Source organism: Pseudomonas sp. PAMC 26793 (assembly GCF_000313235.1).
GTDB lineage: Bacteria > Pseudomonadota > Gammaproteobacteria > Pseudomonadales > Pseudomonadaceae > Aquipseudomonas > Aquipseudomonas yamanorum.
The window spans coordinates 55,074-81,592 of record NZ_AMXG01000015.1; the positions used below are offsets into that span (position 1 = coordinate 55,074).

Here is a 26,519-nt window from a genome sequence, read left to right on the forward strand (position 1 = left end):
GTTAGCGCTCCAGTTGAGTGAGTTCGTTGGGGGGCAATTGGCTGCCCGCCAAAGGTAATCGCAGGGTGAAACAGGTGCCTTGGCCGAGGGTCGATTGGACTTCCATCTGGCCCTTGTGATTGTTGGTGATGATGAAGTACGAAACCGACAGGCCAAGCCCGGTGCCCTGGCCGATTTCCTTGGTGGTGAAGAACGGTTCAAACGTGCGTTTGCGCACGTTCTCGCTCATGCCGATGCCGTTGTCTTCCACCTGGATTTCCGCCCACGGCGGGTTGAGCCGGGTACGCAGGATGATACGCCCAGGCTCGCTGTCATTTTCACGCTGGTGAATCGCCTGTGCGGCGTTTTTCAGCAGGTTGAGCAGTACCTGCTCCAGTTCGTTGGCGGTGCCGGGGACGGGGCCCAGTTGTGGGTCGAACTGGCGGATGATCGCCTGGCCCTTGAAGTCGAAACCGACGATGAGGTCGAAGTCGTTGCCGGCAATTTCCACGGCCTGGTCGATCAAGGCCGGCAGATCGCAGGGCGCCATCTGGCGGTTGCTGCGGCGGCTGAAGCTGAGCATGTGGGTGACGATTTTTGCCGCCCGGGCTCCGGCCTGCTGGATGCCGTCGAGCAATTGCGGCACTTCGCGGCTTTGCAGGTAGCGGTTGACCATGTCCAGGTCGATGCCCACCTGTTCGGCATGCTCAAGGTTTTTCGGCAGTTCGTTGGACAGGCGGCGGCGGATGTTCTGCACGTTATGCAGGATCGCCCCCAGCGGGTTGTTGATTTCGTGGGCCATGCCGGCGGCCAGGCCGCCGACCGAGAGCATCTTCTCCGACTGCACCATCATCTCTTCCAAGGAGAGGCGCTGGGTGATGTCATCGATCCGGATCACCACGCCGCGCCCGGCGCCGCCCATCAGCGGGTAGAAGGTCAGGGCATAGTGCTTGGGCTCGTCATCCTTGACCCAGGTCACCCGCTCGATCCGCTCCACGGTGTGTTGCTCCACCGTGGCCTTGATTTGCGGCAGAAAAGGTTTGAGCGGTTGGAAGGCAAGGAAGATCGGTTGGTTCAACGCCTCATCCAGACGGGTGCCGGAAAGCGCGCTGGCTTCCTGGTTCCACTGGGTGACATAGAGCTGTTCATCCAGGGCGATCAGCGCCGAGGGCATCGAGTCGATGATGCTGTTGAGGTAGTTCTGGAAGCCGGTGAGTTTTTTCTCGATCTTGCTGCGCACCTGGACTTCCAGTTCCAGCTTGCGGTTGGTGTGGCGGGTTTCTTCCGCCAGGCCCTGGGCCTGATCGTAGGCGGCCTGGGAATCGTCCCGTGCGCGCTTGAGTTGTTGCTCGCGGGCTTCAATGCGCGAAAGCATGGTGTTGAAGGCTTCGGCCAGGCTGCCGATTTCGTCGTGGTTGCCGCGACCGGCGCGCAAGGCGTAGTTCTCTTCCCGGGTGACCTGACGCGACAGTTCTTCCAGTTCATGGATCGGTCGGGTAATCAGGCGCTTGATCTGTCGGGCAATCACCAGCCACAGCAGCACACTGAAAATCAGGATGCCCAGGCTGGCGGTAAAGGTGCCGGTGTAAAAAGCCACCGGCAGTTCGCTGCTGGCCACCAGCAGCAAATGCCCGGACGGTTGGCCGGCACGGGGAAGGGTGATCACCTGATTGCTGCGAAACTCGGTGGCGCGCCAGATTTCGATTTCATTGTAATTGGCTGGCAGGTGCAGGCGATTGGCATGTTGCAGTTGGGCCAGGCGCGTACCCTCACCGTCATATAAGGCTGCGGCCCGCAAGGGTGAATAGCTGGTCAGTTCATCCAGCAGGTTCTGCGCCTTGAGCGGCGAGTCCAGGGCCTGGGCAGCCAGCGACGGGTTCGACACCAGTCGACCGATGGCCTGCAAGGCCTGGGGTGCCATGCTTTCCTGGGAGATCCAGTAGGCGGCGCTGATAAAGGTCAGGTTGGCCACCAGCAAGACGGTGGTCAACAAGACCAGCAGGGCCGCCAGCAGTTTTTGCCCAACCGGTAGATTTTCGAGACGCTGGCGCAGTGGCATCAAGGTTTTCGCTGCAAAGGAACAAGCAGGCAGGGTAGCGCGTGCTTCAGTCGCTGGGCAATCCGCGTGCAGACAGTTGCTGTACCAGGCGGACCTGAAGTTGTTGCAGGTGCGGCAAGGTCAGTTGGTGACGTGCGGCCGCCTGGCAGGCATAGCCCAGCAAGTAGCTGATTTCGGTGCGTCGGGCATTGGCCACGTCCTGGTACATCGATGAGTAATTGGCCGCCGTGGCCTGGATCACCCGTTCCACTTCGCTCTGCAAATCCTGTGCGGCGGCGGGTTGGCCGCAGCATTCCAGCAGTTCGGCGAGTTCGGCGCACAGGGTGGCCACTTCGCACTGATGGGCTTGCAGTTCCCCATTGCGGCATTCATACAGCACAGTCAGCGGGTTGATGGCGCAGTTCAGGGCCAGTTTGCGCCACAGGCGGGTGAGGATATCGGTGCTCCACGCATGGGGGATGCCGGCGGCTTGCAGGTCATCCAGCCACAGAGGCGGGGTAGGGTGGCTCGCATCTCCCAGCCAGGTGTAGCCATGGCCGGCAAACACGACCCGCCAGTCGCTTTCGCGAAACGCGCCTTCGGTGCTGGAGGCAAAGATGCAGCGGGCTTGGGGCAGTTGGGCGGCGACTGCATCCTGGCTGCCCAGGCCGTTTTGCAGCAGGATCAGCTCGGCGTCGGGTGCCAGACGATGTTCAAACTGTGCGACGGCCTCTTGGGCGTCGTAGGCTTTGCACGCCACCAGCAGGCGATGAATCGGCCCAGGGCTGTCGGATGTTTCGCCGACGACTGGATAGGTGTGAGCCACGCCGTGCTCGACCAGGGTCAGGCCCTTGCCGGTCTGATAGCTCGCCAGCCGCGCGTGGTCCCGCAGGATCAGGCGCACCGGCAACCCGGCGCGGGCCAGGCGGGCAGCCCACAATGTTCCGAGGCTACCAGCGCCGAGGACATGCCAGGTGGTCGACATCAGTTTTTACTCCGTAAGGCTGCCCGCAGTGAACGAGGCGAAAGAACCGCTATAATGCCCGGGCATTTTAGCCTGGGCGTGCTCCATCTCTACTGAGCCGCGCCCCTTTTTATTGGAGAAATTACATGCCGTCGTTCGACGTGGTATCCGAACTGGACAAACACGAAGTCACTAACGCCGTCGAGAACGCCGTCAAGGAGCTGGATCGCCGCTATGACTTGAAGGGCAAGGGCAGCTTCGAGTTCAAGGAAAAGGAGCTGACCGTCAACCTGACCGCAGAAGCCGACTTCCAGCTGGAAGCGATGATTGAGATCCTCAAGCTGTCCCTGGTCAAGCGCAAGATCGATGCGCAGTGCCTTGAAATCAAGGACGCCTATGCCTCCGGCAAGCTGATGAAGCAGGAAGCCGTACTCAAGGAAGGCATCGACAAGGAGCTGGCGAAGAAAATCGTCGCCCACGTCAAGGACGCCAAGCTCAAGGTCCAGGCCTCTATCCAGGGCGAGCAGGTACGTATCACCGGCAAGAAGCGTGACGACTTGCAAGAGGCCATTGCTGCCCTGCGCGCCAAGACCTTCGACATGCCGCTGCAGTTCAATAACTTCCGCGACTGATAGCACTTTGGGGAACCTGTGGGCGTTTTTGACGTCCCACGCCCCAGAACCAGCGCCCACCATTGAGCCCTACGGGGCTCAATTGTATTTAGGGCCAACCAATAGGCCGAGCATCCGGTAAACAGGAGAATGTAGATGGACTTGAACGCTGAAGTGGATCACCTGATCAAGAGCTCGGAGTCATGGTTACCGATGATCATGGAATACGGCAGCCGATTTTTGCTGGCGGTGGTCACCCTGGCCATCGGTTGGTGGCTGATCAACGTCTTGACCCACCGAGTGGGGCGTTTGCTGGCACTGCGTAATGCGGACCTGGCGCTGCAACACTTCATTACCAACCTGGCGAACATTGCGCTCAAAGTCATGCTGGTGGTCAACGTGGCCTCGATGATCGGCGTGGCAACTACGTCGTTCGTTGCCGCGATCGGTGCCGCTACCCTGGCCATCGGCCTGGCCTTGCAAGGCAGCCTGGCGAACTTTGCCGGCGGCGTGCTGATTCTGTTGTTCCGCCCGTTCCGCATTGGTGACTGGATCGAAGCCCAGGGCACTTCCGGTACCGTCGACAGCATCCAGATTTTTCACACCGTGCTGCGCACCGGCGACAACAAGACGGTGATCATCCCAAACGGCAGCCTGTCCAACGGCCTGATCACCAACACCAACCGTCAGCCGACCCGCAAGGTAGTGTTTGATGTGGGTGTCGACTACGAAGCCGACCTGCAGAAGGCCCGCGAAGTGCTGCTGGAACTGGCCAAGGATCCACGGGTGCTGGCTGATCCGGCGCCGGCAGCGGTAGTTTCGACCTTGGGCGACAGTTCGATCACGGTATCCCTGCGAGTCTGGACCAAGACTTCGGATTATTGGGATGTGATGTTTATGTTCAATGAACTGGCACGTGACCGTTTGAAAGCCGCGGGGATTGATATTCCATTTCCGCAGCGGGTTATTCGCGTCATGCAGGAAAGTGCAGTGAAGTAAACGTGCGACGTGCGGATTAAACTTGTCTGGTGTGTCAGGTTTTATTCGCGGGGTTGAACTAGATAGCTAGCTTGCTAGTTATTCGGTTGTTGAGATCAAGTTGCAATAAAAAAGCCGCTCACTTGTGAATAAGTGAGCGGCTTTTTAGTTAGAGCCGAAGCCCTAAGTCATCGTTGTAATCAAACTGGCAATTACAAGATGTTCAGCGGGTAGTTTGCAATCAGGCGCAGCTCGTCGATCGACGGCGAGCCGTAGTAAACGCTATCACTGGAGCGGTAGGTAGCTTGACGCAGACGCAGGCTCAGGTCTTTAGCCGGGCCGCTCTGGATCACGTACTTGGCTTCGATGTCACGTTCCCACTCTTTGGCGTTGTTGGTCACGCCATTGTCAGCACCGCTACCGGTGACATAACGAGTCATGAAGCTCAGGCCTGGAATGCCGAAAGTGGCCATGTTCAGGTCGTAACGAGCTTGCCAGGATTTTTCACCTTCAGCGTTGAAGTCGGAACGGGCAACGGAGTTGGCGAGGAAAATCGTGCCGCCGCCGTCTACGCCGTAACCGTAGTCGCCGTCACCGGTGACCTTCTGGTAGGCCAGGGTGAAGGTGTGAGCGTCGATGGTGTACGCGCCTTGCAAGCTGTAGGCACGGTTGTCGAGCTTGGTGGTGTTGTCTTTTTCTGCGCGTTGCAGACCAAGGCCATCACTTTTGGTGCTGTAGATGTTGAAGTCAAAGGCCAGCGACTGTTCCTTGCTCAGGGCATGGGTCCAGTTGATGTTGGCGTAGGTCTTCTTCCAGTAGTCTTCGGTTTTCGCGTAGTACAGGCTACCGGTCAGCTCTGGGGTGAACGCGTAGACGCCACCGACAAAGTTGGTTTCCTTCAGGCCCAGGCTGTCATGGTAGGTCTGGGCTTGCGCGGTGCTGGCGGTGAAGTGACCACCTTCCAGTTTCAGGCCCTTGATCTCGTTGCTGGTGATCGAGACACCTTGTGGCAGCTCTGGCAGCAGGCGGCTGTCGTCGGAAGCGAAGACAGGAGCGGTGGTGTATTGGTCGCCGATTTTCAAGACCGTGTCGGAGAAACGGAATTTAACGGCGGCGCCACCTTTGGAGTAGTCATCCTGTGCACGGCCGTCGGAGCCGTTAGGGAACAGGCCGGTACCGGCACGACCCTTGCCGCTGTCGAGCTTGACGCCCAGCAGACCGATAACGTCTACACCGACACCGATGGTGCCTTGGGTAAAGCCCGATTGGTAAAGACCATTGAAGCCCAGACCGGTTTCTTCGCGGCGGCTCTGAGTGCCCGAAGGATTGTTACGGAAGTCGCGGCTGAAATACAGCAGGCGAGTGTTGATGCTGAAAGTGCTGTCTTCAACAAAGCCCTTGGCATCGTCCTGGGAGGACGCGATTGCGAACTGCGAGGTGCCTGCTGAAACAGCCAGGGCGATCATGCTCCACTTCATCACGCGCATCGTGATTTGCTCCTTTGGTTTTAGGAAGAGTACTGCCGTCCCACCTATATTTTTGTCTGGGCGGCTCTTTCTTTTTTGTGTCGGCGCAAAGTTATATCACGCAGACATTATTGACGATACTTGCACATCTATCCTTTCAGCTTCTTTACGGGCCTGTCGTAAATTGCTAGCTCCATGTCGCAAATTCACAGTCCACTTGTAACCGGACTGACAACTTCAATACTGTTTAAAAGCATCGAGGTAGGGGGGGAACCTCCCTTCTCAAAGTTTTAACTCTTTCCTGAAAAAGCATTGAACCGCTGTTGTTTTCCGTCGCGAAACACCTGCTTCCTGCCGGTGCCGTTGTCGACGATGCAGGGGTGAATGCAACAAGCGTGCACAAACCGGTAACCGAATGTGATTTTTTCGTGAAAATTGTCAGCGGCCTGTAAAAACCGCATAAGCACGGGCTTTTTACGCCGTTTGGTTTGGCCTTGTTCCACCTGCCGCGCTTCTCTGCGGTGGTGCATAAAACCTGCACCAGAACAAAACGTTACCGGTTCACCCCTTTCTGTGGGTAGTCGGCGGATCCCTTTGAGGCACAAATGGGTCATTTTGGTGCAGGTGTTCCTTGACTGCGTTTTTGCTAGAAGTCGCTCTTCGCCCCTTGAAAGCCCTCTGGCTCAAGGTCTTGAGGGAGCGCCCGCGTCCCGACTTTGACTGCATCCGGATACATTGGTCATTTAGCGTAGCTGAAATATTGGTCTGTCTCGAAATGGTGCGCTTTTTTTCATGACGTGCTGTTTGGGCGCGTATTTGGCCTGATGCATTCGCCGTGAAGCGCTCGGCATTCGCAGGTATGCTGGGCGCCTGAAACCTGACCCGCCGAACGGGAGTGACTGCTGTGTTCGCCTTAGATCCACGTCTTCAACAAGACACCTTGCCCATTGGGGATTTCCCCCTGTGCCGGCTGCTGCTGTCCAATGACTCGAATTACCCCTGGTTCATCCTGGTGCCGCGCATCGACGGTATCAGCGAAGTGTTTCAACTGGATGTCGCTGACCAGCAGCGGGTGTGGCAGGAAAGCACGGTGCTGGCGCAACTGCTTAATGAAGGGTTTGGCGCCGACAAGATGAATATCGGTGCCCTGGGTAACGTGGTCAGCCAACTGCACGTGCATGTAATCGTGCGCAAGCGCGATGACGCTGCCTGGCCGGCGCCGGTCTGGGGCAAGCATCCGGCGAAGCCTTACAGCGACGAGCAGGTGGCGGCGATTCGTGCACGCCTGCGCGAGATCCTGCCGGCTGATTTCATGTTTCTGGAGGCTTGAGTCATGGACCTCCAAGACCGTGTGACCGATCTGGAAAGCCGCCTGGCCTTTCAGGACGACACCATCGAGACCCTCAATGACATCCTGGTCACCCAACAGCGGGCGGTCGAACGCCTGCAGATGCAGATGACTGCGTTGCTCAAGCGCCAGGAAGAAATGGGCGGCCAGTTCGAGTCATCCGAGGAAGAAGCGCCGCCGCCTCATTATTAATAAGGCAGGGATGAATCCCCGGGCGTAAAAAAACCGCGATGCAGCCAGGCTGCATCGCGGTTTCTTTTTTCGGGGTGCTGGAATCAGCGACGCGGCAACGCGGCGATCACATCTTCAGCTTGCAGGCCCTTGTCACGATTCATGACGGAGAACTCCACGCGTTGGCCTTCCACCAGTACGCGATGGCCTTCGCCGCGAATCGCCCGGAAGTGGACGAAGATATCGTCGCCCGAATCCCGGGAAATAAAGCCGAAGCCCTTGGAGGTGTTGAACCACTTCACGGTACCGGTATCCCGGTTGGTCATGTCGTAGCTTGGCGACGCAGCGGCCGGGGAGGAACGGTAGAAACTGATGGCCAGATGAAGAACGATGGCGACCAGTGCGATTGCCAAACTGAGCAGGACGGCCGGGTGGCCACCGACTTCAGGCATAGGCGCCAGCAGGGTGAGGGTTTGCACGACAACAGCCAAGACCAGCAGGGCGCTGACCAGGTTTTGCAGTTGATGACGCGGGCCTTTGTTCCAGTAAGGAATGACTGGAGCCAGTGTCAGGTTAAGAAGACCAAAAAAGGTCAGGTAGAGAGCGTCAGGTTGTTGCAGGTAAGGCAGGGTTTCTGATCGCAGGCTGGGGATAAAGGACAGCAGCAAAGCTGCAGCGCCCGTTAGCAGGTGGACGATTTTCAACATTTTGATTAACTCACGTTAAGACGGATCACGAGGAAGAGCTGACTGGCACGGTTCGCTTCTGAACAATGGGAGGCGTTGGACACGTACACGGGTATCAGCCTATGCCGCTTGCCGCAAACAAAAACGGCGGCGACACGCTGCCTATTTAACAGCAAAGCCTGTGCCTACTCAAATCAAGCATTTCGGGCTGTTGCGAGGCATGCGGCATTTCTGCGTCAAACGCTTGTCCTAGACAGGTGCGGTTTTTTTTCGCCGGCGGCGGATAATTTTTTTTCGGCAGGGCTTGAAGCTTTGCCTGCCGTGTAAACCCGCTCTGCGAGGGGCGATTTGCCGCACCTCGAGAGGGTCGGCCGGGCTGCGCAAGGCCGGCACTCTTGCTAGAGTGGTCCTGCACCTGATCAATGAATGTTTATCAATTGAAGGGGAAACACATGGCAATCGATATTGGTATCAGTGAAGAAGACCGTAAATCAATCGTTGACGGACTTTCGCGCCTGCTTTCCGATACCTATGTACTTTACCTGAAGACCCACAACTTCCATTGGAACGTAACGGGCCCGATGTTTCGCACACTGCACTTGATGTTTGAAGAGCAGTACAACGAACTGGCGCTGGCGGTGGATTCAATTGCAGAGCGTATTCGCGCCCTGGGCTTCCCCGCACCGGGTGCTTATTCGGTGTACGCACGACTTTCTTCGATCAAGGAAGAAGAGGGTGTGCCGAGTGCGGAAGACATGATCAAGCAATTGGTCGAAGGCCAGGAAGCGGTTACCCGCACGGCCCGGGGCATCTTCCCGTTGCTGGATAAAGTCAGCGATGAACCCACTGCGGACTTGCTGACCCAGCGTATGCAAGTTCATGAAAAGACCGCGTGGATGTTGCGTTCCCTGCTCGAAAACAAGTAATGCCGGTGGCGGGTGGGCGTCGAGCTGACGCCCCTCGCGTGCCTGTTTTCCGGCGATTTCCCTGACCCTGCGAGCTTCCTGATACACGCGTTGGCTTGTCCTACGGCGATCGGCTCCCTGTCTTCTGGCTGCACTTGTCTTCTTGATGTTTTATAGCTCAACGGCCAACGACAACACTGATGAGTGGCCGTCAGGCAATGGAGTGTCAAGTGTATGTCACGCGGAGCAGGTAATGGAGTTATGGAAACGTGCGGGTTGCACAAGATAAAGGTAGATCCCTTTGCCAAAGGGTTCGATATGAACTTGGCCAGGCCATTATCCCGATCCGTTCGGCTTAATGGTTTTTCGACGTGTCTGCGACTCGAAGAGGTCTATTGGAATATCCTTGCGGAAATAGCCCGGATCAATACATGTTCGGTCAGTGCGTTGCTGTCTTACGTGGACCGTGAAGTGCACTTGCGATATGGCGGTGTAAAGAACTTCAGTGGTCTGGTCAGGGTGGTTTGTGTGGTTCATGTATTGAAAGAGCGCCTTAATGCGCCGGGTGTCCATCCGGACCTGGCATGATCCTTGTGCCAGTCGCCAGGCTCGGGATTGCCCCGGGTCGGGCGCCTGGCAGAAGCCTGCTGCAGCCACCTATATAAAGAGCAGCGCGCCGCTACGGCTGCACAGCCTCGATTTACCAGATATAATCCCGGGCTTTGCTGCGCATGCCGGGATTTTCCCACGGGATAGAGCCAGGGCAGGGCGTGGCGCAGTAATGATCTGATCGCCGAGACATCTCCATGCCCATGTACGACTATCAATGCGCTTCCTGTGGTCATCAGTTGGAAGCCATTCAAAAGATCAGCGCAGCGCCGCTGGTCGATTGCCCTGCCTGTCAGGCTCCGGAGCTCAAGAAGATGTTGTCCATGCCGGGCTTTCGCCTGAGTGGCAACGGTTGGTACGAGACCGATTTCAAGACCGGTTCGAAGAAGAATCTGGCCGGCGGCGACAAAGCAGACTGAGTTGAACTCTACGCGCAGGCTCCTGCATTATCCGTCACCTGACTTAGCTGTACGGTGATGAGGCAGGCCTCCACCGAATTTCGAATTACGAGAAGCGAAACCACTATCATGATGCGCAGCCACTATTGCGGCCAACTGAACGAGACCCTGGAAGGTCAGGAAATCACCCTTTGCGGATGGGTTCACCGTCGCCGCGACCACGGCGGGGTGATCTTCCTCGATATCCGTGATCGTGATGGTCTGGCCCAGGTGGTGTTCGATCCGGACCGCGCCGAGAGCTTCGCCGCCGCCGACCGCGTGCGCAGCGAGTACGTCGTGAAGATCACCGGCAAGGTTCGCCTGCGTCCGGCTGGTGCCACCAACGCCAACATGGCGTCGGGCATGATCGAAGTGCTGGGTTACGAGCTGGAAGTGCTGAACGAGTCGGAAACCCCGCCGTTCCCGCTGAACGAGTTCTCTGACGTTGGTGAAGAAACCCGCCTGCGTTATCGCTTCCTGGACCTGCGTCGCCCGGAAATGGCCGAGAAACTGCGTCTGCGTTCGCGCATGACCACCAGCATCCGTCGCTTCCTGGACGAGAACGGCTTCCTCGACGTCGAGACGCCGATCCTGACCCGTGCTACTCCGGAAGGCGCCCGCGACTACCTGGTGCCGAGCCGTACCCACGCTGGCTCCTTCTTCGCCTTGCCGCAATCGCCACAGCTGTTCAAGCAACTGCTGATGGTGGCCGGCTTCGACCGTTACTACCAGATCGCCAAATGCTTCCGTGACGAAGACCTGCGGGCCGACCGCCAGCCGGAATTCACCCAGATCGACATCGAGACCAGTTTCCTCGATGAAAAAGAGATCATGGGTATCACCGAGCAGATGATCCGCAACCTGTTCAAGGAAGTGCTGAACCTGGAGTTCGGCGAATTCCCGCACATGACCTTCGAAGAAGCCATGCGCCGTTACGGTTCCGACAAGCCGGACCTGCGTAACCCGCTGGAACTGGTTGACGTTGAAGACCAACTCAAAGACGTTGACTTCAAGGTGTTCAGCGGCCCGGCCAACGACCCGAAATGCCGTATTGCCGCCTTGCGCGTGCCTGGCGCTGCGAGCATGCCGCGCAAGCAGATCGACGACTACACCAAGTTCGTCGGCATCTACGGTGCCAAGGGCCTGGCGTACATCAAGGTCAACGAGCGCGCCAAGGGCGTTGAAGGCCTGCAGTCGCCAATCGTCAAGAACATCCCTGAAGCCAACCTCAACGTGATCCTGGATCGTGTTGGCGCGGTTGACGGCGACATCGTGTTCTTCGGTGCCGACAAGTCGAAGATCGTCAGCGAAGCGCTGGGTGCACTGCGGATCAAGGTCGGTAACGACCTGAACCTGCTGACCTGCCAGTGGGCGCCGATGTGGGTTGTCGACTTCCCGATGTTCGAAGAGAACGACGACGGTAGCTTCAGCGCGCTGCACCACCCGTTCACCGCTCCGAAGTGCACGCCGCAAGAGCTCGAAGCCAATCCGGCTGGCGCTCTGTCCCGTGCCTACGACATGGTGCTCAACGGCACCGAGCTGGGTGGCGGTTCGATCCGTATCCACCGCAAGGAAATGCAGCAATCGGTCTTCCGCCTGCTGGGCATCAACGAAGATGAGCAGCAAGAGAAGTTCGGCTTCCTGCTCGACGCCCTGAAGTACGGCGCGCCGCCTCACGGTGGCCTGGCCTTCGGCCTGGACCGTCTGGTGATGCTGATGACCGGTGCCCAGTCGATCCGTGAAGTGATTGCCTTCCCGAAAACCCAAAGTGCTGCCGACGTCATGACGCAAGCACCGGGTGTGGTGGATGCCAAGGCACTGCGCGAGCTGCATATCCGTCTGCGCGAGACACCAAAGGCTGAGTAAGGCCGCAGCGTGAAAGCGCCATAGGGTTTTACATTGTCAGCTAAGGGCGCATCTTCGGATGCGCCTTTGCGTTACAAGGGCTGCACGTTAAAGAGGGAAGTCCCGCCTGGGGCGGGATTGACAGGTTTCTACAGAATTTCGGAGTTGTGTTATGGCTGGCCATTCCAAGTGGGCGAACATCAAGCACCGCAAAGAGCGTCAGGATGCCAAGAAAGGCAAGATCTTCACCAAGTGGATTCGCGAGCTGACCGTGGCTGCGCGCCAGGGTGGCGGTGACCCGGGTTCCAACCCGCGCCTGCGCCTGGCCTTGGACAAGGCCCTCGGCGCCAACATGAGCCGCGACATCATCGACCGCGCCGTGGCCCGTGGTGCCGGTGCGGCCGATACCGACGACATGGTCGAGTTGAGCTACGAAGGCTACGGCCCGGGTGGCGTGGCGGTGATGGTCGAGTGCATGACCGACAACCGCAACCGCACTGCGGCTGCCGTGCGCCATGCGTTCAGCAAATGTGGCGGCAACCTGGGCACCGACGGTTCGGTGGCCTACCTGTTTGAGCGCAAGGGGCAGATCTCCTTCGCGCCGGGTGTTGACGAAGATGCGCTGATCGAAGCAGCGATGGAGGCCGATGCCGACGACGTGGTGACCAACGAAGACGGTTCCATCGACGTGTTTACCTCGTTCGCGGGCTTCTACTCGGTGCGTAACGCGTTGGAAGCGGCCGGTTTCAAAGGTACCGATGCGGAAATCGTGATGCTGCCCACCACCAGCGCCGAGCTGGACCTGGATGGGGCGCAGAAGGTGCTCAAGATGCTCGACATGCTTGAAGACCTGGATGACGTGCAGAACGTCTACTCCAATGCCGATATCCCGGAATCGGTAGCCGAACAGCTAGGCTGAGGGATGATGCAGATCTAATGTGGGAGCGGGCTTGCTCGCGAAGGCGGCGTGTCAGTCAGTCGATAAGGTGACTGATACACCGCCTTCGCGAGCAAGCCCGCTCCCACATTTTGATCTTGGCTATATCAAGAATTTTTTATCCAACTGCAGGCGTTATGACTCTAATCCTAGGTATCGACCCCGGTTCGCGAATCACCGGCTTTGGCGTGGTCCAACAGACCCCGCGAGGCTGCGTGTACGTAGCGTCGGGCTGTATCCGTACCGGCGCCGGCGAGTTGGCCGAGCGCTTGCAGATCGTTTACCGCGGCGTGCGTGAAGTGATCCAGACCTACGGGCCAGTGACCATGGGCATCGAAAAAGTGTTCATGGCAAAAAACGCCGACTCCGCCTTGAAGCTCGGCCAGGCCCGCGGTGCGGCCATCGTCGCGGGTGCCGAGGAGGGCATGGAGATCGCTGAATACACCGCGACCCAGGTCAAGCAAGCCGTGGTCGGCACCGGTGCGGCCAACAAGGAGCAGGTGATGATGATGGTCATGCACATGCTCAAGCTCACCGCCAAACCGCAAATCGATGCCTCCGACGCCCTGGCCATTGCCATTTGCCACGCCCATACCCGCTCCAGCCTGATGCCTCATGGCTTGGGTACGGCACGCAGTCGTGGCGGCCGGCTTCGTCTCTGATAGCATCAGCGCAATCATTCTGCGTGGGGTGCACGAGCGGCCTGTACTGTCGGCCGGCATGCCCGCGTTATTACCGGTCAGGCCTTGATCTGAGCCGATTCTTAAGGATTCGAACGTGATTGGACGCTTGCGCGGCACCCTGGCTGAGAAACAGCCGCCGCACCTGATTCTGGATGTAAACGGGCTGGGCTATGAGCTGGAAGTGCCCATGACCACCCTCTACCGCCTACCGTCGGTCGGTGAACCGCTGACCTTGCACACCCACCTGGTGGTGCGCGAAGACGCACAATTGCTCTATGGTTTTATTGGCAAGCGTGACCGGGACTTCTTCCGTGAGCTGATCCGCCTGAACGGCGTGGGCCCGAAGCTCGCGCTGGCACTGATGTCGAGCCTCGAAGTCGATGAACTGGTGCGCTGTGTGTCGGCCCAGGACACCTCGGCGCTGACCAAGGTGCCAGGCGTTGGCAAGAAAACCGCCGAGCGCTTGCTGGTGGAGCTTAAGGACCGCTTCAAGGCCTGGGAGGTCGTGCCGAGCATGTTCGCCCTGGTGCCTAACCAGCCCGATGCGCCGGGTGTGCCGGTGGCCAGTGCTGAAAACGATGCAGTCAGCGCGCTGATCTCCCTGGGCTACAAGCCCCAAGAGGCGAGCAAGGCCGTGTCGGCCATCAAGGACAAGAACCTGAGCAGCGAAGACATGATCCGCCGCGCCCTGAAGGGAATGATTTAAGTGATTGAAGCTGATCGTCTGATCGCGGCCACCGGCCCTCGTGATCGTGAAGAAGTCCAGGACCGGGCGATTCGCCCCCTGAGCCTTGCCGAATACATCGGCCAGCCCACCGTGCGCGAGCAGATGGAGTTGTTTATCCAGGCGGCGCGCGGGCGCAGCGAGTCCCTGGATCACACGTTGATCTTCGGCCCGCCGGGCTTGGGCAAGACCACCCTGGCCAACATCATCGCCCAGGAAATGGGCGTGTCGATCAAGTCTACCTCCGGTCCTGTGCTGGAGCGTCCGGGCGACCTGGCGGCGCTGCTGACCAATTTGGAGCCCCACGACGTACTGTTTATCGACGAGATCCACCGGCTTTCGCCCATCGTCGAGGAAGTGTTGTACCCGGCCATGGAAGACTTTCAGTTGGACATCATGATCGGCGAAGGCCCGGCCGCGCGCTCGATCAAGCTCGACCTGCCACCGTTCACCCTGGTGGGGGCCACCACCCGTGCGGGCATGCTGACCAATCCGCTGCGAGACCGTTTCGGAATTGTTCAACGTCTAGAGTTCTATAGCACGGCGGATCTGGCCACCATCGTCAGCCGTTCGGCGACTATCCTCGGCTTGCCCCTGGACCCCGAAGGCGCGTTTGAAATCGCCCGCCGCGCCCGGGGTACGCCGCGGATTGCCAACCGGTTGCTGCGTCGGGTGCGCGACTTTGCCGAAGTACGCGCCAAAGGGCATATCACCAAGCCCGTGGCAGACCTGGCGCTGAACCTGCTGGATGTGGATGAGCACGGCTTTGACCACCAGGATCGACGCCTGCTGTTGACCATGATCGAAAAATTCGACGGCGGCCCGGTGGGCGTGGACAGCCTCGCGGCAGCCATCAGCGAAGAGCGGCATACGATTGAGGATGTACTGGAGCCGTATCTGATCCAGCAGGGCTACATCATGCGTACACCGAGGGGGCGTGTGGTCACCCGGCATGCGTATCTGCACTTTGGGTTAAACATTCCGTCACGATTGGGCGAGATGCCCGTAGTAGACGAATTCCTTGATGCAGTGGACGATTAAAAACGCTTGGCGATTCGATTTATTCGGCGTTTGTGCTGTCCTAGTGGCTGGCGTCGTCATTCTTTCGTTAGAAATGTGCCACAGAATGAAAAACAGTTGCCTGGCCGGATTGGCAACCTGAGGAGTAAGCACTAGAGTATGCGCGCGCAAAACGGGGATCAGTCGTTCGCACATCGCTGTCGCGTTTATTACGAGGACACCGATGCCGGCGGCATCGTTTATTACGTCAATTACCTAAAGTTCATGGAGCGGGCTCGAACCGAGCGGCTACGGGAGCTGGGCTTTGCCCAATCCCAGCTGGCAGGGGAGGACCTGTTGTTTGTCGTGCATTCCAGCGAGGCTCGTTATTACGCGCCGGCGCGACTGGACGACGAACTGCTGGTCAGCGCAGAAATAACCGAATTGAACCGTGCCAGCCTGCGCTTTAAACAGCAGGTCAGGCGGGCTACGGATGCAACGCTGCTCTGTGAGGGGCAGTTCCTGGTGGCCTGTGTTCGCACCAATAGTTTGAAACCCCGGGCCATTCCCGAAGCTCTACGCACGGCCTTTGCCGGCGTGAGCGGCGCGGGTAAACATTCAGAGCAGGAGATTTAGCGTGGAACCTACCGTCGTCGACCATTCCTCCATGTGGAGCCTGGTCAGCAATGCCAGTGTCGTGGTTCAACTGGTGATGCTGGTCCTGGTAGCCGCATCGGTTACCTCTTGGGTCATGATTTTTCAGCGCAGCAACCTGCTGCGTGCCGGTCGACGTGCCCTGGAGAGCTTCGAAGAGCGCTTCTGGTCGGGTATCGACCTGTCCAAACTGTATCGCCAGGCCGGCAGCAATCCGGACCCGGACTCGGGCGTCGAGCAGATCTTCCGTGCCGGCTTCAAGGAATTCTCCCGTCTGCGCCAGCAGCCAGGCGTTGACCCGGAAGCGGTCATGGAAGGCGTGGCCCGTGCCATGCGTGTAGCGATTTCCCGCGAAGAAGAAAAGCTTGAGCAAAGCCTGCCGTTCCTCGCCACCGTAGGTTCCGTGAGCCCGTACATCGGCCTGTTCGGTACCGTATGGGGGATCATGAACTCCTTCCGCGGCCTGGCCCAGGCCCAGCAAGCGACCCTGGCCACCGTGGCCCCGGGTATCGCCGAAGCGCTGATCGCCACCGCCATCGGCCTGTTCGCAGCTATTCCCGCAGTAATCGCCTACAACCGTTTTGCCGCTCGTGGCGAAACCTTGATCAGCCGTTACTACACCTTCGCCGATGAATTCCAGGCGATCCTGCACCGTAAAGTGCACACCAGCGAAGAATAAGCAGGTAATTCCCAATGGCTTTAATCGCTCGAGCTCGCAAAAAGCGCAAGCCGGTCGCCGAGATGAACGTAGTGCCTTACATCGACGTGATGCTGGTGCTGCTGGTTATCTTCATGGTGACCGCGCCGATGCTCAATCAGGGCGTGAAGGTTGATCTGCCCAAGGTTTCCAGCGAAGCCTTGCCGCAGGACAACAACACTCAGGTCCTGACCATTTCGATCAAGGCTGACAAGACCTATTACTGGAACCTTGGCAGCGAAGTCGACACTCAGAAACAGCAGGACAAGGCCATGACCTTGCCGCAGATGACTGATGCTGTGACCAAGATCATTCGCGCCGGCAACGAAGGTGGCAAGCACACCCAGGTGTTCATCCGCGGCGACAAGGTCGTCGACTATGGCTCCGTGATGGGCGCCATGGGCGGGCTGCAGAAGGCCGGCGTCGGTAACGTTGGCTTGATTACCGAGGCGCCCTGATGCACCAACAGCGAGAGCCGTCCGCCTCGGAAAGCTTCTTCTGGCCTAGCGTCTGGGCAATTGCCCTGCACGTCCTGGTGTTTGGCATGCTGTTCGTCAGCTTTGCCATGACCCCGGACCTGCCGCCAGCCAAGCCGATCGTGCAGGCGACCCTGTATCAGCTGAAATCGAAAAGCCAGGCCACCACCCAGACCAATCAGAAGATTGCGGGTGAGGCCCAGAAGTCGGCTGCGCGCCAGACTGAAGTCGAGCAGATGGAACAGAAGAAGGTCGAGCAGGAAGCGGTGAAGGCTGCTGCGGAACAAAAGAAAGAAGAGGCGGCTCAAAAGGCCGAGGAATCGAAAAAGGCTGACGAGGCGAAGAAAGCTGACGAGGCTAAAAAGGCTGATGAAGCCAAGAAAGCCGATAAAGCTGCCGAAGCTAAGAAGGCTGAAGAGAAACAATTGGCTGATATAGCCAAGAAGAAGTCTGAAGAAGAAGCCAAGAAAGCTGCTGAAGAAGAGGCCAAGAAAAAGGCCGCTGAAGACGCGAAGAAAAAGATAGTCGAAGACGCGAAGAAGAAAGCCGCGGACGACGCCAAGAAGAAAGCTGAAGCTGACGAGGCGAAGAAGAAAATCGCCGACGATGCGAAGAAGAAAGCTGCCGCCGATGCCTCGAAGAAAAAGGCCCAGGAAGCAGCACGTAAGTCGACCGAAGACAAAAAGGCCCAGGCCTTGGCCGATTTGCTTTCCGACACGCCGCAACGCCAGCAAGCCTTGGCCGATGAACGTGGTGATGAAGTCGCGGGCAGTTTCGATGACCTGATTCGTTCACGGGCAGCGGAAGGTTGGACCCGTCCTCCTTCGGCACGTAAAGGCATGACAGTAGTGCTGCAGATCGGCATGTTGCCGGACGGTACGGTGACCTCGGTCAGCGTGGCCAAGTCCAGTGGCGACGGTTCGTTCGACAGTTCGGCGGTAGCAGCGGTCAAGAACATTGGCCGGTTGACCGAGATGCAGGGAATGAAACCAAGCGACTTCGCTCCCTACCGTTCATTCAAGATGACATTCACACCTGAGGATCTAGCCTTGTGAGAAACCTTCTTCGAGGAATGCTTGTCGTTATTTGCTGCATGGCAGGGATAGCGGCGGCGGATGAAAAGAACATCCTGGTCACCAGCGGTAGCGATCGGGCCACCCCGATCGCCGTTGTACCGTTTGGCTGGCAGGGCGGCAGCGTGCTGCCGGACGACATGTCGCAGATCATCAGTGATGACCTGCGCAACTCCGGTTACTACGCGCCGATCGACAAAGGCAACATGATCAGCCAGCCGACCCAGGCCAGCGAAGTCATATTCCGTGACTGGAAAGCGCTGAACGCCCAGTACCTGATGGTGGGCAGCATCACGCCTGCCGGCGGTCGCCTGCAGATCCAGTACACCCTGTTCAACGTCGCGACCGAGCAGCAAGTGCTGACCGGCAGCGTGTCGGGTACCACGGATCAGTTGCGGGACATGGCGCACTACATCTCCGACCAGTCGTTTGAAAAACTGACCGGGATCAAAGGTGCCTTCTCGACTCGCCTGCTTTATGTAACAGCAGAGCGTTTTTCGGTAGACAACACGCGCTACACGCTGCAGCGCTCCGACTATGACGGCGCTCGTGCAGTGACGCTGCTGCAATCCCGTGAGCCGATCCTGTCGCCACGCTTTGCACCCGACGGCAAGCGTATCGCCTACGTGTCCTTTGAACAGAAGCGTCCACGGATCTTCGTTCAGCACATCGACACCGGTCGCCGTGAGCAGATCACCAACTTCGAAGGCCTGAATGGCGCGCCAGCCTGGTCGCCGGATGGTTCTCGCCTGGCGTTCGTATTGTCCAAAGACGGCAACCCGGACATTTACGTGATGAACATGGCTTCGCGCCAACTGAGCCGTGTTACCAGCGGCCCAGGCATCAACACCGAACCGTTCTGGGGTAAGGATGGTTCGACCATCTACTTCACCTCCGACCGTGGCGGCAAGCCGCAAGTCTACAAAACCAGCGTCAACGGCGGCGGCGCCGAACGTGTGACCTTTATTGGTAACTACAACGCTGCACCTAAGCTTTCGGCTGATGAAAAGACGTTGGTGATGATTCACCGTCAGGATGGTTTCACTAATTTCCGGGTTGCGGCCCAGGATTTGCAGCGCGGAACCGTAAAAATCCTTACAGATACCAACCTTGATGAGTCAGCCACTGTTGCGCCCAACGGCACCATGGTAATCTACGCCACCCGCCAGCAGGGCCGGGGAGTCTTGATGCTCGTGTCCATTAATGGACGCGTAAGGCTCCCGCTTCCTACCGCACAAGGCGAAGTCAGAGAACCATCCTGGTCCCCTTACCTGAACTGACGCGGCGCTACAAAAAGAAGTACTTAACACACTGGGGTTCATTAGGAGTTTCACGATGGAAATGCTGAAGTTTGGTAAGTTTGCTGCTCTGGCTCTGGCTCTGTCCGTAGCCGTTGGTTGCTCGTCTAAAGGCGGCGACAATGCCGGTGAAGGCGCAGCTGTTGATCCAAACGCTGGTTACGGCGCTAACACTGGTGCAGTTGACGGCTCCCTGAGCGAAGAAGCTGCTCTGCGCGCTATCACCACTTTCTACTTCGAATACGACAGTTCGGACCTGAAACCAGAAGCCATGCGCGCTCTGGACGTTCACGCGAAGGACCTGAAAGCTAACGGCGCTCGCGTTGTTCTGGAAGGTAACACCGACGAACGTGGTACTCGTGAGTACAACATGGCACTGGGCGAGCGTCGTGCGAAAGCCGTTCAGCGCTACCTGGTACTGCAAGGTGTTGCTCCAGGCCAACTGGAACTGGTTTCCTACGGTAAAGAGCGTCCAGTTGCTACTGGCCACGACGAGCAGTCCTGGGCTCAAAACCGTCGCGTCGAACTGCGTAAGTAATTCGTCATGCGAACGTGCCGTCGTGCTCTAACTGTATTGGCTCTCAGCCTGGCACCGCTTGCGGTGTGGGCTGCGGTTCCTGTGGAAGATAGCAACTCTGGCTATAACAATAGCGGGAGCAGTTATCCGCCAGCGGGTTATGGCACGAACGGCGCCTATGCCGGGGGGGCGGCTACGGCCGCGCCTTCGGCACAGGGCGAACTGTTCAACCAGCTGCAACGCATGCAGGATCAATTGTCGCAGCAACAAGGCACGATTGAAGTTCTGCAGAATCAAGTGAACCAGCTGAAGCAAGAAGGCCTGGAGCGTTACCAGGATCTTGATCGACGTATTGGAGCCGGCGTTACACCAGCCGCTACTCCTGATAATTCTTCTGCCGGTGGCGCGCCAAGTTCCGCCGCCGGTGGTGCAGCAGCAGGGGCTGCGGCTGCCAGCCAAACCCCTGCCGCCAGCAGCGAACCGGGTGATCCGGCGAAGGAAAAACTGTATTACGATGCAGCCTTCGACCTGATCAAAGCCAAGGATTTCGATAAGGCCAGCCAGGCTTTTACCGCATTCCTGCGCAAATACCCGAACAGCCAGTACGCGGGCAACGCCCAGTACTGGTTGGGTGAGGTGAACCTGGCCAAAGGCGACTTGCAAGGTGCAGGTCAGGCGTTTGCCAAGGTCAGCCAGCTGTACCCCAAGCACGCCAAGGTGCCGGATTCGCTGTACAAACTGGCTGACGTAGAACGCCGCCTGGGTCATACCGACAAGGTCAAAGGCATTCTGCAGCAGGTGGTGGCCCAATATCCGGGTACCTCTGCTGCTCAGTTGGCACAGCGGGATCTGCAACGCATGTAAGCGTCGCAACCCGTTTAGAAGAAACCCGCGCCCTGCGCGGGTTTTTTCGTTAGAATCCACGCCCTTTTATGAAACACGCTTCCTGGGGTTTACGCGTTGGCGGAATTCCTCGAAGTGCCTGACGGAGGCGGACAGCCTGTTTAGCTGTTACGCCCGTGGCGACTATGCAAGACACATTACGTATCACCGAAGTTTTTTACTCGTTGCAGGGTGAAACGCGCACTGCCGGGCTGCCCACTGTATTTGTGCGCCTCACTGGTTGCCCGCTGCGTTGCCAGTACTGCGACAGCGCCTACGCCTTCAGTGGCGGTACCGTGCGCACCCTTGAGGACATCCTCGAGCAAGTGGCCGGTTACCGGCCGCGTTATGTCTGCGTCACCGGTGGCGAGCCTCTGGCTCAGCCTAATGCCATTCCCCTGCTCAAGCAGTTGTGTGATGCCGGTTACGAGGTGTCCCTGGAAACCAGCGGCGCCCTGGATATTTCCGCGGTCGACCCTCGCGTCAGTCGTGTCGTCGACCTCAAGACCCCGGGTTCCAAGGAAGCGCACCGCAACCGCTACGAGAACATCGAGTTGCTGACGGCCAACGACCAGGTCAAGTTCGTCATCTGTTCCCGTGAAGACTACGACTGGGCGACCTCCAAGCTGATCCAATATGGCCTGGAGCGCCGCGCCGGCGAAGTGCTGTTTTCCCCCAGCCACCACGACCTGAATGCTCGCGACCTGGCTGACTGGGTTGTCGCAGACAATCTGCCGGTGCGCCTGCAACTGCAGTTGCACAAGTACCTGTGGAACGACGAGCCGGGGCGCTGAGATGACTGATCAAAAGCGTGCAGTCATCCTGCTGTCCGGCGGCCTCGACTCCGCCACCGTGGTCGCCATGGCCCGTGCAGAAGGCTACAGCTGCTACACCCTGAGCTTCGACTACGGCCAGCGCCACCGCGCCGAGTTGAATGCTGCTGCCCGTGTCGCTCGAGACCTGGGCGTGGTGGAGCACAAGGTGATCGGCCTGAACCTCGACGGCATGGGTGGTTCGGCTTTGACCGACAGCTCTATAGACGTGCCGCAAGGCCCCAGCGAGGGCATCCCGGTGACCTACGTGCCGGCGCGCAACACCGTCTTCCTGTCCCTGGCCCTTGGCTGGGCCGAAGTCCTCAAGGCGCGCGACATCTTCATCGGCGTCAACGCCCTGGACTACGCCGGCTACCCGGACTGCCGTCCCGAGTACATCGAGTCGTTCGAGCGCATGGCGAATCTGGCTACCAAGGCCGGTGTAGAGGGGCAGGGCTTTCGCATCCTGGCGCCGCTGCAGAACCGCAGCAAGGCCGATATCGTGAAGGCTGGCGTAGGACTTGGCGTCGATTACTCGCTGACCGTTTCCTGCTATCAGGCGGACAATGACGGTCGTGCTTGTGGGAAATGCGACAGCTGCCGACTGCGTGCTGAAGGCTTCCAGGCAGCCGGAATTACTGACCCGACGCGTTATTTCTGATTTATTTTAAATAAGGTGTTGAATAATCCTTAGAAATCAGTATTATACGCGCCACCACACAGCGGGTCGTTAGCTCAGTTGGTAGAGCAGTTGGCTTTTAACCAATTGGTCGTAGGTTCGAATCCCACACGACCCACCATTTTTGGCGGTTTAGAAAATCCGGAAGGCCCACGCAAGTGAGGATTTCCGGGTTTTTTTTGCCCAACAAAAGCCGATCACTCTCGTGGCAGAGAGTGATCGGCTTTTTTGTTGAACCTAGCCAAACCGCCCGGTGATGTAGTCCTCGGTCTGCTTCATCTTCGGCTTGGTGAAGATCTCATCCGTATTGCCGTGCTCAATCAGCTCCCCCATAAACATGAACGCCGTGCTGTCCGAGACCCGAGCGGCCTGCTGCATGTTGTGGGTCACGATGATCACCGTGTATTGCTCTTTCAGCTCGGTGATCAACTGTTCGATGCGTCCGGTGGAAATCGGGTCGAGCGCCGAGGTCGGTTCATCCAGCAGCAAAACCTGCGGCCGCAGTGCAATGGTGCGGGCGATGCACAGGCGCTGTTGCTGGCCACCTGAAAGACTCTGGGCGCTCTGCTTGAGCTTGTCTTTCACCTCATCCCACAGCGCGCCGCCGCGCAAGGCTTGCTCGACTCGATCATCCATTTCCCGGCGTGACAGCTTTTCATGGTGGCGCACGGCATAGGCGATGTTGTCGTAGATCGACATCGGGAACGGCACCGGCTTCTGGAAGACCATCCCGACGTGGCTGCGCAGGCGGTTCATCGAGTAGCCGGGGGCGAGGATGTTTTCGCCATTGAGCAGCACTTCACCGCGGGCTTCCTGCTTGGGATACATCGAGTAGATACGGTTGAACACCCGCAGCAAGGTCGACTTCCCGCAACCTGATGGGCCAATGATCGCGGTGATGCGTTTTTCCGGAATGTCGATGTCGATGGATTTCAGCGAACGTTGGTTGTTGTAGAAAAACTCCAACCCACGGACACGGATTTTGGTTTTTTCAGGATCAAGGCGGGTCGATTGCATCAGTGGGACCTATTGCGCAAAAGAATCAAGCGAGACAGCAAGCTCAGCACCAGTACGAACATCGTCAGTACCAAGGCGCCTGCCCATGCGAGGGAGTGCCAGTCATCGAAGGGGCTCATGGCGTACTGGAAAATAACCACCGGCACGCTGGCGATCGGTTTGAGCAGGTTGCTGCTCCAGAACTGGTTGCCGAAGGCGGTGAACAGCAGCGGGGCGGTTTCCCCGGTAATCCGGGCCAGCGCCAGCAGGATGCCGGTCACCACACCCGCCTTGGCCGCTCTCAACACGATCTGCAACGTCAGCTTCCATTGCGGCACGCCCAAGGCCAGGGCCGCCTCACGCATGGTGGAGGGCTGCAGTTGGAGCATCTCGTCGGTCGTCCTCACCACCACCGGAATCACCAGCAAGGCCAACGCCAGCGCACCAGCAATGGCAGAGAAACCGACCTGGTGATTGGTCAGCAGGTTCAGCGGCAGGATTACGCCGGTGTAGATGAACAAACCGAGGACGATCGAGGGCGCGGACAGCAGAATGTCGTTGATGAAACGCACGGTGGTGCCCAGGCGCGAGTGCCGTGCGAATTCCGCCAGCCAGATACCGGCCATCAGCCCGATGGGCGTGCCAATCAGCAGCGCAATCCCGGACATCAGGGCACTGCCGTAAAACGCGTTGGCCAGGCCGCCGTCTGTTCCGGGGGGCGGCGTCATCTCGGTAAACAGGCGCAGGTTGAGTGCTTGAAAACCGTTGATGATGGTGGTCAGCAGAATCCACGCCAGCCACAGCAGGCCAAAGACTGTCGCGCCGCAACTGAGCAGCATGGCCACCCGGTTCTTGAAGGCACGCTTGCGGTACAGGCGGTCGTTGCTGCTCATAGGCCCTCCTTGCGTGACAGGCGCATGAGCATCAACCGCGCCAGTGCCAGCACCACGAATGTCACGATAAACAGCAGGAAGCCCAGGGCGATCAGCGCCGAGCGATGCAGGTCGGTGTAGGCCTCGCTGAACTCGTTGGCGATGACCGACGCGATGGAACTGCTGGGCATCAGCAACGAGGCGGAGAACTGTTGCGCGTTACCCAGCACGAAGGTGACGGCCATGGTTTCACCCAGGGCGCGGCCGAGGCCAAGAAAGATCCCCCCGACTACTGCCGAGCGGGTGTAGGGCAACACGATGTCCCACACCACTTCCCAGGTAGTACTACCCAGTGCGTAGGCCGACTCCTTCAATTGAGTCGGCACACTGCGGAAAACCTCATGCATCACCGACGTGATGAACGGCGTAATCATGATCGCCAGGACGATGCCGGCGGTCAGCATCCCGATGCCCAGCGGCGGCCCCTGGAACAGCGAGCCAATAAACGGCAGTGCGCCCAGGTAGTCATTGATCCAGGGTGACAAGTGTTCTGCCATAAAGGGCCCGAAAACAAACAGGCCCCACATGCCGTAGATGATTGAGGGAATGCCCGCGAGCAATTCAACGGCGGAGGCGACTGGCATTCTCAGCCAGGGCGGCGCCACTTCGGTGAGGAAAATCGCGATGCCGAAACTCACGGGCACCGCAATCAGTAACGCGAGGAAAGAGGTGACCAAGGTGCCGTAAATCGGCACCAGGGCGCCGAAGTGGTTGTTGACCGCATCCCAGTCGGTGCTGGTAATGAAACCGAAACCAAACGTCTTGAAGGCCAGGCCGCCGCCCCAAAGCGTTGAGGCAGCAATGCTGGCCAATAACAGCAAGACCAGCATGGCAGCGCCGAACATGGAGCGTTTGAACCACAGGTCGTTGCGCTGATCGCGAGCAGCACGGTTGTCACCGCTCACATCGCCCGCGTGAGTAGTCATCACCATCGGTTGCACGGTTTCGTTCATATCAGATGTGCTCACCAGCGCCCCCTGGCATCAGGTTGCTTGAGGGCGCGGGTCTCAGGGACGGATCAGTGGGCGAAGTCGGACTTCCAGTAACCTTCGATCCGGGTCACGAGGGAATCAGGCAGCGCGACGTAGTCCAATGCCGCAGCCTGCTGTTGACCTTTCTCCAACGACCATTTGAAGAAGTTGAAAGCGGCCTGGCTTTGCTCTGCGTTCTTTGCCTGCTTGTACATGATGATCCAGGTGGTCGCCGTGATCGGCCACGCGTTCTCGCCCGGTGCGTTGGTCATGATCAGGTTGAAGTCCTTGGCGTTGGCCCAGTCGGCGGTATCCGCCGCTGCCTGGAAGGCCTTGGCGTTGGGCTCGACGAATTTGCCGGACGCGTTCTTCAGTGAGGCGTAAGTCATCTTGTTCTGCAGGGCGTAGGCGTATTCAACAAACCCGATGGAGTTCTTGATCTGCTTTACGTAGGCCGAAACACCTTCGTTACCCTTGCCGCCTACACCGACTGGCCACGGCACGGTGGTGCCGAAACCGATTTTGGTTTTCCAGCCATCACTGACTTTGGAGAGGTAGTTGGTGAAGTTGTACGAGGTGCCCGAGCCGTCCGAGCGGTGAACCACGGTGATATTCGCGCCGGGCAGCTTCAGGCCGGGGTTGAGGGCGGCGATAGCCGGGTCGTTCCAGGCCTTGATGTCACCGAGGAAAATCTTCGCCAGTACCTCACCATCCAGTTTCAGCTGGCCAGCCGCCACACCCTCGACGTTCATCACCGGCACGATGCCGCCAATCACGCTGGGGAACTGGCCGAGGCCGCCGGCCTTCAGTTCATCTGCCGACAGCGGTGCGTCGGAAGCACCGAAATCCACGGTGGCCGCCTTGATCTGGGCGATGCCGCCGCCAGAACCGATGGACTGGTAGTTGATCCGGTCACTGGAGCTTTTGCTGTATTCCTGGGACCACTTGGACAGCACCGGGTAGACGAAACTGGAGCCTGCACCCGTGACGTCAGTGGCGTGAGCGACACCACTCAGGCACAGGGCAGTGAACAACACTGACAGACTCTTTTTGGTCAGCAACATCACGACGACACCTCAAAGGAAGGGGGTAGGTGGAGGGCTCCACCTGTCTGGGACGTGACGATTTAATTCCTGAAATGTGTCTGTTTAA

30 protein-coding genes and 1 tRNA gene are annotated in these 26,519 nt (G+C 58.5%); 22 read left to right on the forward strand and 9 right to left on the reverse strand.

Translation table 11 applies throughout. The features are described 5' to 3' along the window. Window position 1: 1 nt before the first annotated feature. Complete coding sequence (locus D109_RS0103305; protein WP_017475667.1) at window positions 2–2,038, reverse strand: ATP-binding protein; 2,037 nt, start codon at window positions 2,036–2,038, stop codon at window positions 2–4. 46 nt (window positions 2,039–2,084) lie between these two features. Then, the gene (locus tag D109_RS0103310) at window positions 2,085–3,002 is read right to left on the reverse strand and encodes a putative 2-dehydropantoate 2-reductase (protein WP_017475668.1); all 918 of its coding nucleotides are present in this window, start codon (window positions 3,000–3,002) and stop codon (window positions 2,085–2,087) included. Between the two features lie 125 nt (window positions 3,003–3,127). Here D109_RS0103310 and D109_RS0103315 point away from each other — a divergent pair, with 125 nt between their 5' ends. Both D109_RS0103315 and D109_RS0103320 read left to right on the forward strand, forming a co-directional pair. Continuing rightward, the gene (locus D109_RS0103315; protein WP_017475669.1) at window positions 3,128–3,613 is read left to right on the forward strand and encodes a YajQ family cyclic di-GMP-binding protein; all 486 of its coding nucleotides are present in this window, start codon (window positions 3,128–3,130) and stop codon (window positions 3,611–3,613) included. A 135-nt stretch (window positions 3,614–3,748) separates the two neighbouring features. Continuing rightward, entirely contained in the window at window positions 3,749–4,591 is an 843-nt protein-coding gene (locus tag D109_RS0103320; RefSeq protein WP_017475670.1) for a mechanosensitive ion channel family protein, read from the forward strand. 191 nt (window positions 4,592–4,782) lie between these two features. Here D109_RS0103320 and D109_RS0103325 read toward each other — a convergent pair whose 3' ends face one another. Then, window positions 4,783–6,057 (reverse strand): OprD family porin, encoded by a 1,275-nt coding sequence (locus D109_RS0103325; protein ID WP_017475671.1) that lies wholly within the window; start codon window positions 6,055–6,057, stop codon window positions 4,783–4,785. 269 nt (window positions 6,058–6,326) lie between these two features. Next, window positions 6,327–6,650: a hypothetical protein gene (locus D109_RS1000000133780; protein WP_177325497.1), complete on the reverse strand. Its 324-nt coding sequence runs from the start codon at window positions 6,648–6,650 to the stop codon at window positions 6,327–6,329. A gap of 290 nt (window positions 6,651–6,940) precedes the next feature. Between D109_RS1000000133780 and D109_RS0103335 the strand changes: the two genes are divergently transcribed. Both D109_RS0103335 and D109_RS0103340 read left to right on the forward strand, forming a co-directional pair. Continuing rightward, window positions 6,941–7,366, forward strand: coding sequence for an HIT domain-containing protein (locus D109_RS0103335; RefSeq protein WP_017475673.1), 426 nt, complete (start codon window positions 6,941–6,943; stop codon window positions 7,364–7,366). Window positions 7,367–7,369: 3 nt separating this feature from the next. Then, window positions 7,370–7,576 (forward strand): SlyX family protein, encoded by a 207-nt coding sequence (locus tag D109_RS0103340; protein ID WP_017475674.1) that lies wholly within the window; start codon window positions 7,370–7,372, stop codon window positions 7,574–7,576. An 83-nt stretch (window positions 7,577–7,659) separates the two neighbouring features. Here D109_RS0103340 and D109_RS1000000135120 read toward each other — a convergent pair whose 3' ends face one another. After that, window positions 7,660–8,262, reverse strand: a complete 603-nt coding sequence (locus D109_RS1000000135120; protein WP_017475675.1) for a cold-shock protein — start codon at window positions 8,260–8,262, stop codon at window positions 7,660–7,662. Between the two features lie 431 nt (window positions 8,263–8,693). Here D109_RS1000000135120 and D109_RS0103350 point away from each other — a divergent pair, with 431 nt between their 5' ends. The 18 genes from D109_RS0103350 (at window position 8,694) to D109_RS0103435 (ending at window position 22,589) form a co-directional block, all read left to right on the forward strand. Beyond that, window positions 8,694–9,167 (forward strand): Dps family protein, encoded by a 474-nt coding sequence (locus D109_RS0103350; protein ID WP_003209800.1) that lies wholly within the window; start codon window positions 8,694–8,696, stop codon window positions 9,165–9,167. 213 nt (window positions 9,168–9,380) lie between these two features. Further along, window positions 9,381–9,734, forward strand: coding sequence for a ribbon-helix-helix domain-containing protein (locus D109_RS1000000132505; RefSeq protein ID WP_026077756.1), 354 nt, complete (start codon window positions 9,381–9,383; stop codon window positions 9,732–9,734). A gap of 218 nt (window positions 9,735–9,952) precedes the next feature. Beyond that, a complete protein-coding gene (locus tag D109_RS0103360; protein ID WP_003209804.1) occupies window positions 9,953–10,174 on the forward strand; it encodes an FmdB family zinc ribbon protein in 222 nt (73 codons plus the stop codon). Window positions 10,175–10,282: 108 nt separating this feature from the next. Further along, entirely contained in the window at window positions 10,283–12,058 is a 1,776-nt protein-coding gene (gene aspS, locus D109_RS0103365) for an aspartate--tRNA ligase (protein WP_003209808.1), read from the forward strand. A 151-nt stretch (window positions 12,059–12,209) separates the two neighbouring features. Then, window positions 12,210–12,956: a YebC/PmpR family DNA-binding transcriptional regulator gene (locus D109_RS0103370; protein ID WP_003209810.1), complete on the forward strand. Its 747-nt coding sequence runs from the start codon at window positions 12,210–12,212 to the stop codon at window positions 12,954–12,956. A 155-nt stretch (window positions 12,957–13,111) separates the two neighbouring features. Continuing rightward, on the forward strand, window positions 13,112–13,636 hold the full coding sequence (ruvC, locus tag D109_RS0103375; RefSeq protein WP_003209812.1) for a crossover junction endodeoxyribonuclease RuvC: 525 nt from the start codon (window positions 13,112–13,114) through the stop codon (window positions 13,634–13,636). A gap of 115 nt (window positions 13,637–13,751) precedes the next feature. After that, window positions 13,752–14,363 carry a Holliday junction branch migration protein RuvA gene (ruvA, locus tag D109_RS0103380; protein WP_017475678.1) on the forward strand — a complete coding sequence of 204 codons (612 nt, stop codon included), beginning with the start codon at window positions 13,752–13,754 and terminating at the stop codon, window positions 14,361–14,363. After that, a complete protein-coding gene (gene ruvB, locus D109_RS0103385; protein WP_017475679.1) occupies window positions 14,364–15,422 on the forward strand; it encodes a Holliday junction branch migration DNA helicase RuvB in 1,059 nt (352 codons plus the stop codon). A gap of 138 nt (window positions 15,423–15,560) precedes the next feature. After that, entirely contained in the window at window positions 15,561–16,016 is a 456-nt protein-coding gene (gene ybgC / locus D109_RS0103390) for a tol-pal system-associated acyl-CoA thioesterase (RefSeq protein WP_017475680.1), read from the forward strand. Between the two features lies 1 nt (window position 16,017). Further along, window positions 16,018–16,713, forward strand: a complete 696-nt coding sequence (gene tolQ, locus D109_RS0103395; protein ID WP_003209819.1) for a protein TolQ — start codon at window positions 16,018–16,020, stop codon at window positions 16,711–16,713. A gap of 23 nt (window positions 16,714–16,736) precedes the next feature. Beyond that, entirely contained in the window at window positions 16,737–17,189 is a 453-nt protein-coding gene (gene tolR / locus D109_RS0103400) for a protein TolR (RefSeq protein ID WP_161635741.1), read from the forward strand. Then, the gene (gene tolA / locus D109_RS0103405) at window positions 17,189–18,262 is read left to right on the forward strand and encodes a cell envelope integrity protein TolA (RefSeq protein WP_017475681.1); all 1,074 of its coding nucleotides are present in this window, start codon (window positions 17,189–17,191) and stop codon (window positions 18,260–18,262) included. Before tolR ends, tolA begins: the two co-directional genes overlap by 1 nt. A gap of 17 nt (window positions 18,263–18,279) precedes the next feature. Then, window positions 18,280–19,560, forward strand: a complete 1,281-nt coding sequence (gene tolB, locus D109_RS0103410; protein WP_032868196.1) for a Tol-Pal system beta propeller repeat protein TolB — start codon at window positions 18,280–18,282, stop codon at window positions 19,558–19,560. Window positions 19,561–19,615: 55 nt separating this feature from the next. Then, on the forward strand, window positions 19,616–20,116 hold the full coding sequence (gene pal, locus D109_RS0103415; RefSeq protein WP_003209827.1) for a peptidoglycan-associated lipoprotein Pal: 501 nt from the start codon (window positions 19,616–19,618) through the stop codon (window positions 20,114–20,116). A gap of 6 nt (window positions 20,117–20,122) precedes the next feature. Beyond that, entirely contained in the window at window positions 20,123–20,959 is an 837-nt protein-coding gene (gene ybgF, locus D109_RS0103420) for a tol-pal system protein YbgF (RefSeq protein ID WP_026077757.1), read from the forward strand. A 164-nt stretch (window positions 20,960–21,123) separates the two neighbouring features. Continuing rightward, complete coding sequence (queE, locus tag D109_RS0103425; RefSeq protein ID WP_017475683.1) at window positions 21,124–21,771, forward strand: 7-carboxy-7-deazaguanine synthase QueE; 648 nt, start codon at window positions 21,124–21,126, stop codon at window positions 21,769–21,771. A gap of 1 nt (window position 21,772) precedes the next feature. Further along, on the forward strand, window positions 21,773–22,450 hold the full coding sequence (gene queC / locus D109_RS0103430; protein WP_017475684.1) for a 7-cyano-7-deazaguanine synthase QueC: 678 nt from the start codon (window positions 21,773–21,775) through the stop codon (window positions 22,448–22,450). A 63-nt stretch (window positions 22,451–22,513) separates the two neighbouring features. Beyond that, window positions 22,514–22,589 (forward strand) — tRNA-Lys (locus tag D109_RS0103435). A gap of 116 nt (window positions 22,590–22,705) precedes the next feature. On the opposite strand, the gene pstB is transcribed toward D109_RS0103435, so the two are convergent. From pstB to pstS, 4 genes are all read right to left on the reverse strand, one after another. Beyond that, a complete protein-coding gene (gene pstB, locus D109_RS0103440; RefSeq protein ID WP_003209835.1) occupies window positions 22,706–23,485 on the reverse strand; it encodes a phosphate ABC transporter ATP-binding protein PstB in 780 nt (259 codons plus the stop codon). Next, complete coding sequence (gene pstA, locus D109_RS0103445) at window positions 23,485–24,357, reverse strand: phosphate ABC transporter permease PstA (RefSeq protein WP_017475685.1); 873 nt, start codon at window positions 24,355–24,357, stop codon at window positions 23,485–23,487. The genes pstB and pstA overlap by 1 nt, the downstream gene beginning before the upstream one ends. Beyond that, window positions 24,354–25,349: a phosphate ABC transporter permease subunit PstC gene (gene pstC / locus D109_RS0103450; RefSeq protein ID WP_017475686.1), complete on the reverse strand. Its 996-nt coding sequence runs from the start codon at window positions 25,347–25,349 to the stop codon at window positions 24,354–24,356. The genes pstA and pstC overlap by 4 nt, the downstream gene beginning before the upstream one ends. A 65-nt stretch (window positions 25,350–25,414) precedes the next feature. After that, on the reverse strand, window positions 25,415–26,431 hold the full coding sequence (gene pstS / locus D109_RS0103455; protein WP_017475687.1) for a phosphate ABC transporter substrate-binding protein PstS: 1,017 nt from the start codon (window positions 26,429–26,431) through the stop codon (window positions 25,415–25,417). Window positions 26,432–26,519 lie beyond the last annotated feature (88 nt).